Source organism: Thermogemmatispora tikiterensis (assembly GCF_003268475.1).
Classification (GTDB): Bacteria; Chloroflexota; Ktedonobacteria; order Ktedonobacterales; family Ktedonobacteraceae; genus Thermogemmatispora; species Thermogemmatispora tikiterensis.
Window position 1 is genome coordinate 1,221,628 of sequence record NZ_MCIF01000002.1, and the last position, 17,103, is coordinate 1,238,730.

At 61.9% G+C, this 17,103-nt stretch carries 16 protein-coding genes; 8 read left to right on the forward strand and 8 right to left on the reverse strand.

From position 1 onward, the window contains the following. Positions 1–26: 26 nt before the first annotated feature. Together A4R35_RS05025 and A4R35_RS05030 are read right to left on the reverse strand one after the other, a co-directional pair. Complete coding sequence (locus A4R35_RS05025; protein WP_189361342.1) at positions 27–716, reverse strand: uracil-DNA glycosylase family protein; 690 nt, start codon at positions 714–716, stop codon at positions 27–29. Continuing rightward, positions 706–1,338: a flavin reductase family protein gene (locus A4R35_RS05030; RefSeq protein WP_189361345.1), complete on the reverse strand. Its 633-nt coding sequence runs from the start codon at positions 1,336–1,338 to the stop codon at positions 706–708. Before A4R35_RS05030 ends, A4R35_RS05025 begins: the two co-directional genes overlap by 11 nt. 345 nt (positions 1,339–1,683) lie before the next feature. Here A4R35_RS05030 and A4R35_RS05035 point away from each other — a divergent pair, with 345 nt between their 5' ends. The 4 genes from A4R35_RS05035 to A4R35_RS05050 all read left to right on the forward strand — a co-directional run bounded on the left by A4R35_RS05035 (position 1,684) and on the right by A4R35_RS05050 (position 6,360). Beyond that, a complete protein-coding gene (locus A4R35_RS05035) occupies positions 1,684–2,820 on the forward strand; it encodes a FecCD family ABC transporter permease (RefSeq protein WP_223258206.1) in 1,137 nt (378 codons plus the stop codon). Then, complete coding sequence (locus A4R35_RS05040; RefSeq protein WP_112427145.1) at positions 2,811–4,211, forward strand: ABC transporter ATP-binding protein; 1,401 nt, start codon at positions 2,811–2,813, stop codon at positions 4,209–4,211. The genes A4R35_RS05035 and A4R35_RS05040 overlap by 10 nt, the downstream gene beginning before the upstream one ends. Positions 4,212–4,378: 167 nt before the next feature. After that, positions 4,379–4,702: a ubiquitin family protein gene (locus tag A4R35_RS05045; protein WP_189361347.1), complete on the forward strand. Its 324-nt coding sequence runs from the start codon at positions 4,379–4,381 to the stop codon at positions 4,700–4,702. A gap of 128 nt (positions 4,703–4,830) precedes the next feature. After that, positions 4,831–6,360, forward strand: a complete 1,530-nt coding sequence (locus A4R35_RS05050; protein WP_112427149.1) for a YifB family Mg chelatase-like AAA ATPase — start codon at positions 4,831–4,833, stop codon at positions 6,358–6,360. Between the two features lie 399 nt (positions 6,361–6,759). Here A4R35_RS05050 and A4R35_RS05055 read toward each other — a convergent pair whose 3' ends face one another. After that, positions 6,760–7,011, reverse strand: coding sequence for a helix-turn-helix domain-containing protein (locus A4R35_RS05055; RefSeq protein ID WP_112427151.1), 252 nt, complete (start codon positions 7,009–7,011; stop codon positions 6,760–6,762). Positions 7,012–7,433: 422 nt separating this feature from the next. Between A4R35_RS05055 and A4R35_RS05060 the strand changes: the two genes are divergently transcribed. Further along, a complete protein-coding gene (locus A4R35_RS05060; protein ID WP_112427153.1) occupies positions 7,434–8,384 on the forward strand; it encodes a diacylglycerol/lipid kinase family protein in 951 nt (316 codons plus the stop codon). A 201-nt stretch (positions 8,385–8,585) separates the two neighbouring features. Here the strand turns inward: A4R35_RS05060 and nth are convergent, their stop codons facing one another. After that, on the reverse strand, positions 8,586–9,323 hold the full coding sequence (gene nth / locus A4R35_RS05065; RefSeq protein ID WP_223258207.1) for an endonuclease III: 738 nt from the start codon (positions 9,321–9,323) through the stop codon (positions 8,586–8,588). A gap of 158 nt (positions 9,324–9,481) precedes the next feature. Between nth and A4R35_RS05070 the strand changes: the two genes are divergently transcribed. Together A4R35_RS05070 and A4R35_RS05075 are read left to right on the forward strand one after the other, a co-directional pair. Then, positions 9,482–10,762, forward strand: coding sequence for a cysteine desulfurase-like protein (locus A4R35_RS05070; RefSeq protein ID WP_112427155.1), 1,281 nt, complete (start codon positions 9,482–9,484; stop codon positions 10,760–10,762). Between the two features lie 359 nt (positions 10,763–11,121). After that, positions 11,122–11,676 carry a hypothetical protein gene (locus A4R35_RS05075; RefSeq protein ID WP_112427157.1) on the forward strand — a complete coding sequence of 185 codons (555 nt, stop codon included), beginning with the start codon at positions 11,122–11,124 and terminating at the stop codon, positions 11,674–11,676. A 173-nt stretch (positions 11,677–11,849) separates the two neighbouring features. Here the strand turns inward: A4R35_RS05075 and A4R35_RS05080 are convergent, their stop codons facing one another. Beyond that, positions 11,850–12,719 (reverse strand): DUF6081 family protein, encoded by an 870-nt coding sequence (locus A4R35_RS05080; protein WP_112427159.1) that lies wholly within the window; start codon positions 12,717–12,719, stop codon positions 11,850–11,852. Between the two features lie 475 nt (positions 12,720–13,194). Between A4R35_RS05080 and A4R35_RS05085 the strand changes: the two genes are divergently transcribed. Continuing rightward, positions 13,195–14,421, forward strand: a complete 1,227-nt coding sequence (locus tag A4R35_RS05085; protein WP_112427161.1) for an acetate/propionate family kinase — start codon at positions 13,195–13,197, stop codon at positions 14,419–14,421. 193 nt (positions 14,422–14,614) lie between these two features. On the opposite strand, the gene A4R35_RS05090 is transcribed toward A4R35_RS05085, so the two are convergent. Genes A4R35_RS05090 through pyrE form a run of 3 tightly spaced genes read right to left on the reverse strand, consistent with a single transcriptional unit; the run spans position 14,615 to position 17,031 of the window. Beyond that, positions 14,615–15,553 carry a dihydroorotate dehydrogenase gene (locus tag A4R35_RS05090; RefSeq protein WP_112427163.1) on the reverse strand — a complete coding sequence of 313 codons (939 nt, stop codon included), beginning with the start codon at positions 15,551–15,553 and terminating at the stop codon, positions 14,615–14,617. Then, a complete protein-coding gene (gene pyrF, locus A4R35_RS05095) occupies positions 15,554–16,426 on the reverse strand; it encodes an orotidine-5'-phosphate decarboxylase (RefSeq protein WP_112427165.1) in 873 nt (290 codons plus the stop codon). Next, entirely contained in the window at positions 16,423–17,031 is a 609-nt protein-coding gene (gene pyrE / locus A4R35_RS05100; protein ID WP_223258208.1) for an orotate phosphoribosyltransferase, read from the reverse strand. Before pyrE ends, pyrF begins: the two co-directional genes overlap by 4 nt. Positions 17,032–17,103: the final 72 nt, after the last annotated feature.

Sequence of the window (17,103 nt, forward strand, 5' to 3'; positions counted from 1 at the left end):
AGAGGAGGCAGGGAGGCGGAGAGCGACTACAGGCCTAGCTCGCGGCGCCAGTCGGCCAGAAGCGTCAGCGCGCGCTGGAGTTGCTCCCGATGCCGGGGGACATTGAGCCAGCGGCTGATCCCCGAGGGATGGGGCAAAGGGAGCCAGCGCCTGGTCTCCTCTATGCGCCCTGTACCGATGATCTCCTCTAGCTTGACTTTGCCCCAGAAGGCTTCAATGGCCATGACGCCTACGAGTAAGACCGCGCGTGGACGGAGCAGGCGCAGCTCGGCTTCGAGAAACGGGCGGCACAGGGCCAGCTCCTGGGGCGAAGGTCGGCGATCACCTTGCCCATGGGGAGCCGGTCCAGGATAGCAGCGCGTAAGCGAGCTGAGGTAGGCGCGCTGATGCAGGTAGCCTGGGGGAAAGCCCGCCTGCTCTAGCCAGGACTGCAGGATGCGCCCGCCCGGGCCGCCGAAGGGAATGCCGCGCTGCTGCGAACGCAGTCCGGGCGCCTGCCCTATGACCATCAGTCCCCCGATCAGTCCCTCGTGAGGTACTGGACTGACCACTGGCAGGGCCTGCTCCAGGTAGCCCTGGTCCTGGCAGCGACGGCACAGGCGCAAAGTCTCCTGCAGGCGCTTCAGCGCTTCAAGCTGCTTGAGGCGCTCCTGTTCCTCTCCTTCTCGCTGCCCTGATTCCTCGTGCCGGAGCAAAGAGGCTTCATCAAATAACATCGCCTGGCGCTGACAAGGATGAGAGGCTTGGCCGGGCATAATCGTGCGCCAGATGGCGATAGCGGCCCCGGTAATAGGCCAAAGGCTGCTTGCCGCCAGGTTGACCAGCCTCCCTGTTGCCGTCCTGGAGCGTTCCCATGCCGGCAACCTGATGCTCGTTGGCGGCGTTCGCGCTGTCTGACGAGGGCTGATCAGCAGTCCCGAGGGCCACGACCTCGCCTAGCAAAATCGCATGGTCGCCGCCCGGATAATCGGCCACCAGCCGCGCTTCCACAAAACCCAGGGTCCCTTCGAGCAGCGGCGCCCCGGTCACGCCCGGATGATAGGGTGCATGGCAGAAGTAGCGATAGCGCTCCTCTGAGGGCAGGGCAAAGCAGCGGGCCAGCTCTTCCTGCTCCTCACTCAAGATATTGACCGCAAAAATCTGGCTCTCGCGAATGGCCTGCAGGGTTCGGCTCTTGAGGTCGATGCAGACAAGGACCAGCGGAGGGTCTAGCGAGACAGAACAGAAGGCGTTGACTGTCAGCCCCACCAGGCCGGCGCTGCCCCTCGTGGTCACAACCGTTACTCCTGTGGCGAACTGCCCCAGGACGTGGCGAAAGAATTCTCTGTCAATAGACATTAACGGCTCGATCCCTCTTCTTCCTTCACCATCAGAAGCCAGCGAGGGAATTAGGAGACCACTTGTGCGCCGCCTCGGGGCATTGATTGCAGCCCCACCCCAGCGCCGCACACAAGCATCGTTCCCTCGTCTGCTCACTTGTAGTATCCGGGGCCTGTCGGCGCCTGACACTGGCCTTTCGGACAGAACTCCGTAGCAGAATCGTAGCATATGTGCCGCTTCTCTGCCAGCGAGCAGGGTCCAGAACAGTCCTGCCAACCGCTCTTCCATTGACAGGGGCAGTTCTAGCGCGTATAGTTACAGCGAAAGCGATAAGCAGTAGCCTATGGACAGCCCTCCGACGGAATGAAGATTGAGACCAGAACGACCCAGGAATCGCCAGCACTCGCGACGACCACCGCTACGACCCTTGCCGATGCTAAGGCCGTGCACGTCAGACGCCGCCTGACTCCCCTCATCTTTACAGCTCTCTTGCTTCTGTTGCCGCTCACGCTGCTGGCGGCGGTGAGCACTGGCTCAACGGCCATTCCTTTTGCGACTGTCCTGCAGATCCTGCTCGACGGCAGCCACCTTTTGCATTTCCGGGAGAGCTGGGACCCGGCACTGGCCATCATTATTTGGGATTTACGCCTGCCGGAGGCGCTGGGGGCGGCCCTGGTGGGGGCCGGGCTGGCGGTGGCCGGGGTGCTTTTTCAGGGGATGTTGCGTAATCCGTTGGCCGATCCTTTCCTGATGGGGACTTCCTCGGGGGCCGCCCTGGGGGCGGTCATTGCCTTCATCCTGCCGCTCGATACAACCTATGGTCTCTTCTTCTCTCTGACGCCCTTGCTGGCTTTTAGCGGGGCGTTACTGACAGTGCTGTTGGTCTACGCCATTGCGCGCGTCGGCGGGCGCACACCAGTGGTGACCCTTTTGTTGGCTGGCGTTGTGATGAATGCCCTGCTGGTGGCCGTCCAGACCCTGATTCTGACGCTGAGTCCCCAGGCGCAGTTTAATCTGCAGGCTCTCTTTAACTGGCTCTCGGGAGGGATCAGCGTCAATAGTTGGTGGCCAGTGGTGATCGTGGGCAGCCTTATCGTGGCGGGCATCGGCGGGGCGTTGGTCTTGGGGCAGGTGCTGGATGCCTTTGCGCTGGGCGAGGAGGGAGCCGCCCACCTGGGCCTGCGGGTCGAGTGGTATAAGTTTTTGCTGATCATGCTCGGTTCGCTGCTGACAGCGGCAGCGGTCTCGATTAGCGGTCTGATCGGCTTTGTGGGTCTGGTCACACCGCATATGCTGCGCTTGCTGATTGGTCCGCGCCATCGCCCTTTGATTGCGGCCTCGGCCCTGGGGGGAGCTTCTTTTTTGACTCTGGCCGATTTGCTGGCACGCACAGTGATCGCGCCGGCGGTCTTACCGGTTGGGGTCTTCACGGCCCTGATCGGGGCGCCGTTCTTCCTCTATCTGCTGCGTCAGAGTAAGAAGGAGTATCGATGGTCGTGAATCTCAGGCCCGAGAGCTGGAACGTGTCTGCTGCGGGCGGCCTTCCCTTATTGGAGGTGCGCCATGTGACCTTCGGCTACGAGCTGCAGCCGGTTTTTTTTGATGTCTGTCTGCAGCTGGCGGCTGGTGAGATGGTGGGTTTGCTGGGTCCGAATGGCTCAGGTAAGACCACGCTGCTGCGCCTGCTGAGTGGGGTGCTGCGCCCAACCCAGGGGGAGATCCGGCTGCAGGGACGAGAGCTTGACCGCTGGCGACGACGTGAGCTGGCGCGTGTGGTGGCGGTGGTGCCCCAGGAGTTGCACATTCCTTTCGATTTTACAGTCGAGCAACTGGTGGCGCTGGGCCGCCTGCCTTTTGTCGGTTTGCTGGGCAGCTACGGGCCGCAGGACCGCGCCCGGATCGAGGCAGCGATGCAGGTGACTGGGGTCGCGGCTCTGGCGAAGCGGCCTTTCAATGAGCTGAGTGGCGGGGAACGACAGCGTGTGCTGGTGGCGATGGCCCTGGCTCAGCAGCCGCGCTTGTTGTTACTCGATGAGCCGACCGCCCATCTGGACATCAGATATCAGATCGAGGTGCTGGAGCTGGTGCAGCGCCTGAATCGCGAGCACGGGCTGACGGTGCTGGCCGCTATGCACGACTTGAATCTGGCGGCCCGCTATTTTCCGCGCCTGGTACTTTTCCAGCGTGGCATCGTGGCAGACGGGACGCCGGCGACGGTCCTGGAGCCGCGCTTGCTCAGCCGTGTCTATGGGATCGCGGTCCAGGTGGGAATTGTGCGCGGCACGGCGCATTTCAGTGTGGTGCCGCCGGGCAGTCGCGAGGCTCAAGAGGCCGAGGAGGAGATGGCAGCCCTGGAGCCTCCTCCGCGAGTGTTCGTCATGGCTGGCGGCGGCTCCGGCGAACGGGTGATGCGTGCTCTGGCAGATTGGCATATTCCTTTTCTGGCTGGAGTGCTCAATATGGGTGACAGCGATCACACGCTGGCCCTGCGCCTGGCAAGCCGCGTACTGACAGAGCAACCGTATGCCCCTCTCTCTCAGGCCGCATTGGAGGAGCTGCGTACGGCCCTGACGACTGTCGAGACGCTGATTATCTGTCCAATGTACGTTGGACCCGGCAATGTGGCTTTGCTGGGCGAGGCCCTGACGGCGGCTCGCCAGGGCTGCAGGGTGCTGCTGGTGGCTCCCGAAACGGCTGCGACAGAGCCGTCCGATATGGCCTTCATACCCGACAGCGAGTCGCAGGAGCTGTCGCTTCTCCTGGCACGGACGGGAATCGCCGCCCGGGATTATACTGGCGGCGAGGCAACCCGGCTGGTTGAGCAGTTACTGCAGGCTGGGGCACGCGTGATCAGTCGCCTGACAGAGGTTCTGGCTCTGAGCGCCGCCTGAGTCTGAGCGAGCGCCTGCTCCGTCGGGTGGAGGCTAGAGACGTTGATTGGCGGGATGGAGGGACCTTCGCAGGCCCACGCTTGCAAACGGGGTTTTGTATGTAGTATATTGCTTGGTACAGCATGATAGAGTCTCGGAATGCGAGCCTTGTTCTCGATGAAAAATCGATGCCATCTTCAAAAGGCAGGGTAGACGGCATGGGTGGCACTGAGCAGGCAACTGTGACGCTGCGCTTACCCTCAACGCTGAGCGCCTGCAACGGCGGCAAAAGCCAGATCGTTGTACGGGCCAGCACGGTAGGCGAACTGTTCGAAGCGCTGGAGGCCCACTATCCGCAGGTCTGGCGCTGCCTGTGCGATGAGCACGGCTGTGTGCGCGCTCAGATCCAGCTCTTCGTGAGCAACAAGCTGATTACTGGTCCGCATGACCTGCAGACCGTCTTGAGGCCCGGCGAGGAGATTATTGTGCTGCCTTCTGCGCGGACCCCCTAGGCCAGCGCCTGCATTAGCTCGCTGACCTCTGGCCATTTTATCGGTGGGCTTGCAAATGTTGAGCTACTGCGCCATAATATAGGCTATCTTCTGTTACGTGGAGGAGAGGAGGTTTTTAAGGAGACAGGATGTTGGCGCAGGTTCGAAGTTGTGCTATTGTGGGTCTGGAAGGCGCCCTGGTTGAGGTGGAGGTTGACCTGGCCAATGGTCTGGCGGGCTTTACGATCGTGGGCCTGACCGATACGGCTATTCAGGAGGCGCGCGAACGGGTACGCGCCGCTATTAAGAATAGTGGGGCGGTTTTTCCTTATAAGCGGATTACAGTAAATCTGGCCCCCGCCGATCTCCGCAAAGAGGGGCCTGTCTACGATCTTCCCATCGCTATCGGTATTCTGCTGGCCTCGGGCCAGCTGGTCCCCGCTGAGCCAATTGCTGATTGTCTCTTCCTCGGTGAGCTGTCCCTCGATGGCAGTGTGCGTCATACGAATGGGATTTTGCCAATGGTGGCGCTGGCACGGGAGCGTGGCCTCCGCGCGGTTTTTGTGCCGGCGGTGGATGCGCGCGAGGCGGCTTTAGTGCGCGATGTTCCAATCTACGCGGTGGAGACGCTCGCCCAGCTGGTTGCCCATTTGAGTGGCGAGCAGCGCCTGGCTCCCTTACCGACAAATACGACCCTGTTGCAGGAGATCAGTCGCTGTTGCCCAACCCATGATCTGGCGGCTGTGCGCGGCCAGGACCATGTGAAGCGAGCACTGGAGGTGGCGGTGAGCGGCGGTCATAATCTGTTGATGTGTGGCCCTCCAGGGACGGGAAAGACGCTGCTGGCTCGGGCGACGCCGTCGATTATGCCTCCGCTCTCGATTGAGGAGGCCCTGGATGTGACGCGCATCTATAGCGTGGGCGGCCTGCTGCCGCCAGAGGTGCCGCTCATTATGGAGCGCCCTTTCCGTGCGCCACACCATACGATCAGCCACGCCGGCCTGGTAGGTGGGGGGCGTCAGCCGCGCCCGGGCGAGATCAGTTTGGCTCACCGCGGCGTCCTCTTTTTGGACGAGTTGCCTGAGTTCAGTCAGTACGTGCTGGAAGCCCTCCGCCAGCCGCTGGAGGATAAGGTGGTGACCATTTCGCGCGCCCAGGGGTCGGTGACGTTCCCGGCCAATTTTATGCTGATCGCGGCGATGAATCCCTGTCCATGCGGCTATCTACACGATGTGGCACGCGAGTGCACGTGTTCGCCGGCGGCGGTGCGCCGCTATCAGAAGCGCGTCAGCGGTCCGCTCTTGGACCGCATCGATATTCAGGTGGAGGTGCCGCGTGTGGCTTATGAGAAGCTGGCTGGCGCTCCAGCACCAGAGAGTACGGAGCGTATTCGGACCCGCGTCGAGGCCGCCCGCGAGCGCCAGCGCCAGCGCTTTGCGGGAACGCGCCTGACCTGCAACGCGGAGATGGGGCCGGCTGAGGTGCAGGCTTTCTGCCGCGTGGATGAGGCCGGGCAGCGCTTGCTGAAGGCAGCGGTGCAGCAGTTGGCGCTGTCGGCACGCGCTTTTCATCGGCTGTTGAAGCTGGCGCGCACAATCGCCGATCTGGAAGGAGCGGAGTTGATCGGTTCAGCCCACGTGGCGGAGGCGGTGCAGTACCGCCCCCGCATCGCTCCTTGATGAGCACCAGGCTCTCACCGCCCGCGCGCGCACTCGGCCTTTGTCCCGATCAGTGGTCGCTATGGCTCTCTATGGCCCTCTATAGCCCTGCCCTGTGCTCTGGGCATTGATTCCCCGGACCGCAGGTAAGCCGTTGTATCTCTATTCACTGCTCGCTAGCTTTCTGGCTGGCTGGCTGGCCAGGAATAGGCAGATCTGTGCCCGGATTGGACGGGGGCCTTCGTTCTCTCCGGTGCCGGCTTTTCTGTCAGCCAGCGACGGGCGGGAGTGCCTGAGTGAGCACCAGCTGAGAAGAGCGGCGCTGGCTGGTCCGGACCGTGACCAGTGAGCTTTTCTCTTTGCCCGTACGCGGGTTCCCAAGGCGCATGGGTGAGGTGGGTTTGCTCTTCCGCAGGCCGTTCAGTCTGGCTCTTGATCTGCTTCCGCTCCGTCGTCGTTGCGCGATCCGGGCAGGCGCCCAGGACCATAGCGATGGGCCTCAAGATAGGCCTCGATATCACGGCGTTTGAAGCGCCATCTGGAGGCCACACGATACCCCGTTAATTCTCCCCTCTCAACCATTCGCACTACCGTTTTCGGGCCAATCCCTATAAGCTTGCTCACCTCGTTGGTGGTCAGCCACTCATCTCCGTGGTTACTGTGGTCTGTCATCTACGCCTGGCACCTCGTATACTGTCTTCTCCTTTGAAATTGTATCAGCTTTGCTTAATTGCGTCAAATAGTCCATATTGACTTAAAATTCGATAAAGACTATTAATTACTAATAGACTATAGAGACTTGATCGTAGGCTATCTGAGCGGACCGTTGCAGCCCGAGAGCGCTGAGGAGCGCCAGCAGCGCCAGGTCGAGCTTCAGGCGCTACGCCAAGGCGCTTGTTCCCTCTCTGAGAGCCGTCAGGCTGGTGCTGCTGCTTCCTAGCGGATGCCGCGCTGTCAGCCGGGTCCCAGATCGCTCACCACCAGAACAGTACTAGGAAGGGAAGGTCCGGCCCTGCCCCTTCCCTTCTTTACGGCAGAGTATCAAACGTGCTACAATCCGGGCGCACGACATTTCTGCCGCCTGGAGGCCCTCAATGGAGATCGCTTCTGCCACTTCACCCTCATCCTCCACTGCCAACCGCCCGCCCCTTGTGATCCTCAATCCTACCGCCAATCAAGGTCGCATGCAGCGTCATCGTACCCTGGTACGCCAGCGGGCTGCCGCCATCGCGGGAGCCGACTACTGCGAGACCGCACGGGCCGGTGAGGCCGAGCAGCTCGCCTGCGAGGCTGCGCGCCAGGGACGGCCCGTCATCGTTGTCGGTGGCGATGGCTCCGTTCACGAGGTTGTGAATGGTATCCTCAACAGCGGTCGGCGTGTACCTTTGGGCATCATCGCCGCTGGCTCTGGCAACGACTTTGCCTGCAACACCCTGCGACTTCCGCGTCAGCCGGAGGCCGCCATCGAGCGCGCCTTTAGCGGTCAGCCTGTGCCTATCGACGCCGGCCAGGCCAACGAGCGCTACTTTGCCAACTCCTTCAGCGTCGGTCTTGACGCCGACATCGCCGCCGGTGCTCGCCAGCTCAAAAAGATTCCCTTTATGACCGGCATGCGCCTCTACTACAGCTCCACCGTCAGACAGCTTCTTTTCGGCTATCGACAGTGCCCCTGGCTGCGCTTCAGCCTGGAGCCTGCCGCTTCCGAGGCTCCGCCCGCCGAGACCTTCCAGCGCTACGTATTGCTGGCCGTCACCAACGGCCCCACTTATGGCTCAGGCTTCCGCATCAATCCCGAGGCCGACGCCAGCGACGGTCTGCTCGACCTCTGCACTATTCGCTATGCCCCCCTCGGGCGCGCCCTCAGACTGCTGCCTGTCGTCAAGCGCGGCCAGCATGCCCACTTGCCTGAAGTCCACTTCTACCGCATCCAGGGCCTCACCATCGAAAGCCGCCTGCCACTCAATGCCCAGATGGACGGCGAAGTTTTCCACGGCCAGCGCTTCGAGGTCAACGTCCTTCCACAGGCGCTGCTTGTAAGATGCTAGCCTGAGCGATCCGGCGCCCGTAGTGCGGGTCCATCTTGCTTCCGGTCATCAAGACTACAAGAATTTTCCCTGCGCGAGCCGCAGCGCCTCTCAATTCACCCGTCGCAGCGCAACCGGCTCCCGGCTATGCGGGTCAATCAACCAGGCTGCGACGGGTGCTTGCCCTTGCCTCTATCGCTGAGAATGCCCCTTACTTATTACTTATGAGGACGAGCGTGCAGCGGTGCGGCGCGGGCGCTTTTTTGCAGCTGCTGTCTCCCCATTGGCCTGGAAAGCCGAGGGGCAGAGCGGTACCAGCGGGCACTCTTCGCAGCGCGGATCACGAGCGCGGCAGAGCGCCCGCCCGTGGAAGATCAAGAGATGCGACAGATCCAGCCACTCTTCGCGCGGCACAATGCGCATCAAATCGCGCTCGATCTGCTCCGGGTCCTCACTCTGCGTCCAGCCGAGACGGCGCGCCAGACGCTTGACGTGCGTATCGACCACGAAGCCCTCGACGATGCCAAAGGCATTCCCCAGCACCACATTGGCGGTCTTGCGTGCCACGCCTGGCAGCGTCAGTAGCGCCTCCATACTGCGCGGCACCTCGCCCCCGTAGTCGGTGATCAGCCGCTGGCAGGTCAGTCGCAGATTGCGCGCCTTATTGCGATAGAAACCTGTCGGCTTGATATCCTGCTCCAGCTCCTCGGGGTTAGCGTTGGCGAAATCCTCAACCGTGCGATACTTGCGGAAGAGCTGAGCCGTCACCTCATTGACGCGCTCATCGGTGCATTGGGCCGAGAGCTGGACCGCAATCAGCAATTGCAGTGGATTCTCATAATTCAACGTGCACTTTGCATCGGGATAAAGGCGCCGCAGCTCGGCGATGACCGCACGCACATGCTCGGGCGAGCCGGGGGCCGGTCCCTGATAGGTCGGTGGCAGATTTGCAGTACTCACGAATCGTCCCCTGCCTTCTTCTGGTCTTCCCCCTTCAATGGTAGGCCCATTATAGCACAGGGCCAACCTGGTCAGTTACGGAGCCAGCGCCAGCCGGCGACGCCAGGTGATATGATGAGAGCAAGGGACAATGGGGACTTGCCAAGGAGGAGCACCACATGACAGTACCTCTTGACCTGAGCGCCTACCGTCGCTATTTTCCAGCCCTGCAGCAGGAGATGAACGGTCAGCCCGTCATCTACTGGGATAACCCCGGCGGCACCCAAGTCGCCCAGCAGGTCATCGAGGCTATGACGCGCTACCTGCGCGAAGCCAACGCCAACGCCCACGGGGCCTTTCTCACCAGCCGGCACACCGATGAGACCATCGCCGCCGCGCGCCAGGCGATGGCCGACTTCCTCAACGCCGCCAGCCCGGCAGAGATCGTCTTTGGCCCCAACATGACCACCCTGACCTTTGCCTTCAGCCGCGCCATCGGCAAAACGCTGCAGCCCGGCGACGAAATCATTGTGACCGTCCTCGACCACGATGCCAACGTCGCCCCCTGGCTGGCCCTGCAGGAGCGCGGCGTAGTTGTGCGCACCGTCGATATTCATCCCGAGCATGTCACGCTCAATCTGGAGGATCTGCAGGCCAAACTCAACGAGCGTACGCGCCTGGTGGCCGTGGGCTATGCCTCCAACGCCGTTGGCACCATCAACGATGTGCGGCGCATTACGGAGCTGGCCCACGCCGTCGGCGCCCTGGTGTGGATCGATGCTGTGCAATATGCACCGCATGGGCCGATCGATGTCCAGGCCCTCGATGCCGATTTCCTGGTCTGCTCGGCCTATAAATTCTTTGGTCCGCATCTGGGCATTCTCTACGGCAAGCGCGAACAGCTAGAGCGCTTCCCAGCCTACAAGGTGCGCCCGGCCAGCAACGCGGTCCCCGACCGCTGGGAGACCGGTACCCAGAACCATGAAGGATTGGCCGGTTTGTTGGGAGCCATCGACTACCTGACGCTGCTCGGAGAGGAGCAGGCCGCCCACTACGGCAACGATCCCGCGCTGCAGTCCTACGCCGGGCGGCGGCACACACTGAAAGTGGCAATGCGTGCGATCAGCGACTACGAGCACCAGCTTTCGGCCCAGTTGCTGCGGGGCCTGCGCGAAATCCAGGGCCTACGTATCTATGGGATTAGCGGGACCACCCCCGAGGAGCTGGCGCAGCGGGTCCCAACAGTGGCCTGTACCATCGATGGCCGTCACCCGCGCGAGCTGGCTGTCGCCCTGGGTGAACGTGGTATCTTCGCCTGGGACGGCAACTATTATGCCCTCGGCCTGATGGAGCGCCTCGGCCTTGAAGGACGTGGCGGCGCCCTGCGCCTCGGCCTCTGCCACTATAATACGTCCGCCGAAATCGAGCGCGTCCTGGGCGTCCTGGAAGAGCTGGCCTGAGTTAGCGCACACTGGCTGGCCCCAATCGGGATCTGCTGGCCAGGAGAAGGCCAATCCGATCCCTGTCCAGTGAGCAGCAACAGAGCGCGGCGCGCAGAGCAGCACGGCGGCAACCTGACTGAGCTAAGGGCCTGGCGGCGAAGAGAGAGCGGGTGCAGTTGCACTTTGCCGCCCAGGTCCCCTATGCGTCGAGAATGAGATCTTCCCAGCCGAGTGAGCGCTTGTATTTTTGTCTGCGCTGATCTACCCTAAGATAGGTAGAGAATACAGGCGTTCGATTTATCTGGCTGTTCCTGCAGAAGCTTATAGTTTTTATTGAGCACGAACGGAGGCCAGGCATGTAAGGAGGTTACTATCTGATGGATCAGAAATGGATCTACGGTCCAGATGATCTGTACGGCATCTCAGCCTATCTGCAGCTCATCCAGCAGTGGGTTGCCACGGCCTTTCCCCAGCCGCGCGACCCGGAGATCGCCGCTAGGCTAGGCAGCCTGTGGGCTTCTCTTGGCTGGGCCCTGCAAGGCCGCGCCGTGGCTGAAGAGGCCAGACGCCTGGCAGCCAAGAAGAGGACAGAGGAATTTTCTCAGGAGGACGCAGAGCAGCCGGGTCAACAGCTTCGTGAGGTGACTTTTGATGAGGAGATAAAGAGCCTGGCCACAGTGGGACGGGCGGGTGATCCTCCTGTCCAGGGGCTTGAGCAGCGGCTACGTGCTCTGGCAGAAGCTGGCGTTCGCGACGGTTTCCTGGCCGTGGCGATGCGCGAGGCCACAGAGTTCCGCATCGCCAGGAGCCTGCCGGCGGCCCTGGATCAATGGCGGCAACTCGCCGATCAGCTCGTCCCGCGCTCTATCTGGTTCGCCAGCTCCTATCTGGAGATGCTCCCGAACACGACCGTTTACGGGCCGGACAGCTAAAGGGTCCTGCCTGTACCCAAGAGAGACCTGCCCCTTTGGGCCTGCACCATCCAGGCCCCATGCTTATGGTCTCCCCGGCCTGGCCCTGGACGAAAGCCGACAGCTTTCCTCACCTCGTGGCCAGGCAGCGCAACCCTGCACCCGCGTCCAGCGCGCTTGGCAGGCACGGGCCTCTACGGACGGGCTTTTTCTCCGTCCTCCCCATTGCCTCGCACTGTGATCGTAAACGGCCCCCACTCACCGATCAGGCCCTGGCCATGCAGCGAAACGCTGCGTCCGTCTTCAATGCTCTTCTCCGTCATCAGGCCCAGCGCCAGAATGCAGCCGTCCACCTTGCACGGTACCTCGCTGTAGCGACCCACTTCCTGCCCATCCAGGAAAAAGCGCACCTCATCGCGCGCCTTGCAGTAGCTGATGCCGTAGCGATGCCACTGCCAGGGCGCCGTCTCTAGCGGCAGCTCATTAAAATCGCAGAAGTACTTTGGCTTGACGGCGCGCTCCGGCTCAGGATCGGGCGGTGCTGGCACCCCTGGAAACGGCAGGAGCGCATAAACCGTGGCAATCGTATCGTTAGAGACGAAGAAATCGAAAGCCATACCGGTGGAGAAATCGAGCAGGTGAGCCGAGACAAAGCCATCGTAGAGATCCCGTGGTCGTGTATTGATCCCACGGGCACGCATCTCCCACTCAAAGAGAATCGTGCCCTCATCGGGCATCGTGAAACGCCGTGTCGAGAAAAACATATTTTTGGCGTTATCGAGAATCTGCACCTCGTTATGAAAGCGCGTTAACGGGACCGCCGCCACGCGCAGACGATTGCCCTCAACCACCACCACGGCGTTTGGCTCACGATAGCGCCAGAAACCGCCGTCAGGCAGCGGGAAGCCTCCATAGTCCCAATGCCGATCAACGCCGCTGATGATACTATGGTAGCCCGCATAAAGGAAACGCTCCTCTTGCTGAGCGCTATCTGTAGGAGCCGGTCGAGACTGTTGGATTTGCTGACTCTGCCCCTGATCGATCTCTTGTCGTGCATCCGTCATTGCTGCCTCGCTCCTTCTCCTCTCCTCACTGACACTCAGTACTGGTACATACATGCGTATCTGACCGGTATATGCCCGGCGCACAGACCCATGTACCTGCACATGGGCAGACCTATGCCTGCGACCACCACCTTGGCTGGCCAGCTCTCCACTGCTCTCTCTGTGGCCATCCATCCTTCACCATTTTACTCGCAAGGCTGTTGCCAGCAGAGAGGCTACTTGCTTCATGCTATCACCGCTACTCCCTTCAGGCAAGGCTCACGCGGAGAGCTCCATCAAGCGCCAGAGGCATTACACTGGCATCAGCCCAGACCCTTCTTGTTAGAAGCCCCTCACTGCCGGCCTACGGTGCCAGTTTTGTGAGGTGCCAGCGTCTGTGCACGGTCGACCTCCGTAACAGATAATAGAAGAAGAAACAGTGAGCCAGGCGAGCAATCCGCCGTCCGAGAGAGCCGCAGAAAGGACAGAGCAAGACATGAAAATCCTCGTCTTCAACGCCGGTTCAAGCAGCCAAAAGACCAGACTATACGAAGTACAGGCGCCATTACCAGCAGAGGCGCCACCTCCCATATGGGAAGCCAGCGCCGACTGGTCGCACGAGCCGGGCAAAACCGAACTGGTCATTCGCAGCGCCAGCGGGCAAGAAGAGCGCGAGACGCTACCAACCAGCGAGCGGCCCGCGGTCCTCAAACATATCCTGCAGAGTCTCAGCCACGGCTCGACAGGCAGCATCGAACGAAACGAAGAGATCGGGGTTGTGGGACATCGCGTTGTACACGGTGGGGCCTATTACCGTGAGCCGGCGCTGATCACCCCTGAACTGAAAACCACTATCGAGCGACTACAGATACTGGCGCCTTCCCACAATCGCGCCAGCCTTGAAGCCATCGCCGCCGCAGAAGAAGCCTTTCCCCAGGCACAGCAAATCGCCGTCTTCGACACCGCTTTCCACAGCCATATGCCTCTGCCAGCCCAAATCTATCCCGGCCCTTACGAATGGTTCGCCCAGGGCCTGCGCCGCTACGGCTTCCACGGCCTGAGCCACCAGTACTGCGCGCGCCGGGCCGCTCAGCTCCTGGGGCGCGACCTCACCAGCCTGCGCCTCATCACCTGCCATCTGGGTAACGGCTGCTCCCTGGCCGCCATCCTGGGCGGCGAAAGCATCGAAACCACAATGGGCTTCACCCCTATGGAGGGGTTGATGATGGGCACACGCTCCGGTTCGATCGACCCCGGTTTGCTCCTCTACCTGCTGCGTCACGCTGGTTACAGCGCAGACGACCTTGACCGCATTCTCAACCGCGAATCGGGATTAATGGGCATATCTGGTTTATCGGGTGATATGCGCATCATCCTGCAAGCGCGCGCCGAAGGGAATCGGCGGGCCCGTCTGGCCTTCAACACCTTCGTCCATCGCCTGCGTCTGCAAATCGGCGCCATGCTGGCAGTCTTGGGAGGCATAGACGCCCTGGTCTTCACCGGTGGCATCGGCGAACACGCTCCCGAAGTACGCGCTGCTGCCTGTGAGACCCTTGGCTTCCTCGGCCTGGCCATCGATGCCAGCCGTAACGCCGATCCCGGCGGCGACGCCGACATCGCCAGCCCTCACTCAGCCGTGCGCGTGCTGGTCGTCCAGACTCAGGAAGACTGGATGATTGCCGAGGCTTGCTGGCACCTGCTCAAACAGCGTGCCCAGACCTGAGCACTCGTCTCGGTCCTACAGCGCCTCCTGCCCTCTCCCCCCAAAAAAAGAGTCAGCTTCTTGAAGCTCTGCAATTCTCAAGAAGCTGAAATAGAGACCCATGTGGCGAGAGAGCAGTCCTGATCGGACAAGCCTCCAGATATAGTGAGAAGCGCCGTCCAGTTCTGGCTTGGCTTGCTCAGCAGAGCACGGTTTAAGGGAGGGCGGCCCCAACCAGTTCGGCAATGTTCTCGACGCCGTGCGCTCGCATAAAAGCCTCAATCCCTTCCAGCACAAGCACACCTGTACGCGGATTCACAAAGTTAGCCGTGCCGATCTGCACAGCGATCGCCCCGGCCATGATAAAGGACAGCGCGTCCGAGGCCGAGGTAATCCCACCTATGCCAATGACTGCCACCTGCGGTTGCCGGTCGCGTAACTCACGGGCCACCTCGTAGACCATGCGCAAGGCCAGCGGTCTGATCGCTGGTCCCGACAACCCGCCGGTCCCGTGGGCTGGCAGTGGACGGCGCGCCTCAATATCAATGTCCATCCCGGTCAGGGTATTGATCAGGGAGACAGCATCGGCCCCAGCCTCCGCCGCCGCCAGGGCGGTTGGACGTGCATCGCCAGTATTAGGCGAGAGCTTGACAATCACCGGCAGCGTCGTGCTCTGGCGTACCGCTGCCGTGACTGCGGCTACTGCCTCGGGACTCTCCCCGAAGACACGGCCTCCGGCGCGGACGTTGGGACAGGAGACATTGACTTCAACGCCCGCTACTCCCGGCACACCCTCCAGACGCTGCGCCAGCTCAGCAAACTCTTCGACCGTCTCGCCGGCGATGTTGACGATTACGGGCGTCTGCCAGGTGGCCCAGATCGGTGCATATCTGCGGATCACAGCCTCAATGCCAGGGTTCTGCAGCCCAATGGCATTGAGCAAGCCCGCCGCGACCTCGTGCGTGCGTGGCTGCGCGTTACCCCGCCGCGGGCGCAAAGTAGTGCCCTTGCTGACAATGGCTCCCAGGCGTTCGATCTCAGCGATTCTGGCGTACTCCAGGCCGTAACCGCAGGTCCCGGCAGCCAACATTACCGGATTACGCAGCAGCAGACTGCTCTTGCGTCCCGCCGCCAGTTCGACCGTGAGCTGCATCTAGCTTCCTCTTGCCTGGTTGATAGCATCACGCAGACGCCGCGCTGCCTCGCCCGCTGCCAGAGCGTAGTCGCTTCCCGCACCAGCATACAGGATGGCACGCGAGACCGCCACCAGGATTCCCCCGCCATACTCATCCAGACCAGCTCGTACCGCCACCTCTAGCTCGCCTCCCTGGGTTCCCACGCCAGGCACCAGCAGCGGCAAGGTCGGACAGCGTTCTCGAATGGCCGCCAGCTCGCGGGGATAGGTCGCCCCGGCCACCAGCCCACAATTGCCGTGGCGCTCTTGCCATTGACGCACGCGTTCCGCCACTGCCAGATAGAGCGGCGTGAGCTGCGAGTCACTCGTTTCCTCACCCTCAGCACCAGCCGCCGAGGAGCGGACCAGGAGATCTTGAAAATCGCGCGCACCCGGATTCGAGGTGCGACAGAGTATAAAGGCCAGCTTCTCACGATAGGCCAGAAACGGCTGCACGCCGTCGTAGCCGAGATAGGGTTGGACTGTCACAGCATCACAGCCGAGCTGTTCGAAGATAGCCACGGCATAGGCGCGGGCCGTGTGCCCGATATCACCGCGCTTGGCATCGGCAATCACCGGCACCTCCGATGGGATAGCCGCCAGGATCTCGCGCAACAGCGACCACCCCTGCGGCCCAAGAGCCTCAAAAAAGGCCAGGTTCGGCTTATAGGCACAGGCATAGGGCAAGGTTGCCTCTACGATCTCGCGACAGAAACGCACCAGCGCCTCCGGCCCACCCCCCTGCAGCGGCTTCGGCAAGCGCTCCAACTCGGGATCAAGTCCAACGCACAGCAGACTCTGACGATCACCACTCGCCTGCTGCCACTTCTCCAGAAAGCTCGGCCCGCTCATGATGACCTTCCTCCAGGAGCGCGCAGGCCACGGCTACCAGGCTTCGTCAACGGCAGTCCCTGAGCGCAGAGAGGACAGGCGCCAGGCTCATAGGTCCGTGCCGTCACTGTCAGGAGCGCCTGGCAAGGAACAGGCAACTCCTTTGCCGCCGCGCCGCCACTACGATCCAGCAGGACTGCAATGCCCACGACCGTTGGCTCATAGACCAGCAGGGCCTGCAGCGTCTCGTGCAGCGACAGCCCTGTCGTCAGGACATCGTCAACCACTAAGACGCGCTCGCCTTGCCGCAGGCTAAAGCCACGGCGCAGCTCACGCCCACCACCGGTAGCCGGCTCTACCACCAGGCAGCGCGTCCCAAGCTGACGCGCAACCTCCTGGGCCAATAGCGCCCCACCAGTGGTGGGACCAGCCACGGCCTCGATCTCTTCGAGAGCATAGCGCGCCACAATCTCAGCGCAGAGGCGCTCCGTGACCCGTGGCCACTCCAACAGGCGAAACTTCTCCCAGTACTCGTCACTGTGCCGACCCGAGGTCAGCACAAAGTGCCCTTTCGAGACAACCCCCAGACGCTCAAAGAGCGCCAGCAGCTCTGTTTCATCCATCATTTCCCATCCCTCAGTGGCTTGCGCTGCACTACCATGTTTGTCAAGGCTGACCGCGGCAGCTTGCCAGCGGCC